This is a genomic window from Microcoleus sp. Pol11C2, from assembly GCF_036701505.1.
Lineage (GTDB): Bacteria > Cyanobacteriota > Cyanobacteriia > Cyanobacteriales > Microcoleaceae > Microcoleus.
In genome coordinates, this window is the sequence record NZ_JAUBQX010000061.1 from 17,911 (window position 1) to 18,627 (window position 717).

The following is a 717-nucleotide window of genomic DNA, read 5'->3' on the forward strand; positions in this document are numbered from 1 at the left end:
CCAGATGGCAAGACATTGGCTTCTGCGAGCACTGACAATACCATCAAACTGTGGAACTTGCAAACTCAAAAAGAGATCGCCATCCTCAAAGGGCATAGCGATTCGGTCTATAGCGTCGCCATCAGTCCTGATGGCAAGACATTAGCTTCTGCCAGCACTGACAATACCATCAAACTGTGGAACTTGCAAACTCAAAAAGAGATCGCTACCCTCAGAGGGCATAGCAATTGGGTCATAAGCGTCGCCATCAGTCCAGATGGCAAGACATTGGCTTCTGCGAGCACTGACAATACCATCAAACTGTGGAACTTGCAAACTCAAAAAGAGATATCTACCCTCAGAGGGCATAACACTTGGGTGCATAGCATTGCATTTAGTCCCGATGGCTTGACTTTGGCTTCTGCTAGCGCGGACAAGACCATCAAACTGTGGAACCTGCAAACCCAAAAACCGATCGCCACCCTTAGAGGGCATAGTGATTCGGTCAAGAGCCTCGCCTTTAGTCCTGATGGCAAGACATTGGCTTCTGCAAGTAATGACAAGACCATCAAACTGTGGAACCTGCAAACCCAAAAACCGATCGCCACCCTTAGAGGGCATAGTGATTCGGTTAAGAGCCTCGCCTTTAGTCCTGATGGCAAGACATTGGCTTCTGCAAGTAATGACATGACCATAAAACTGTGGAACCTGCAAACCCAAAAACCGAGTGATACCCTC

Annotated in this window: 1 pseudogene; it reads left to right on the forward strand. The window is 48.1% G+C overall.

The features are described 5' to 3' along the window. A pseudogene (locus QUA42_RS24085) lies at window positions 1–717 on the forward strand (WD40 repeat domain-containing protein); the annotation flags it as partial.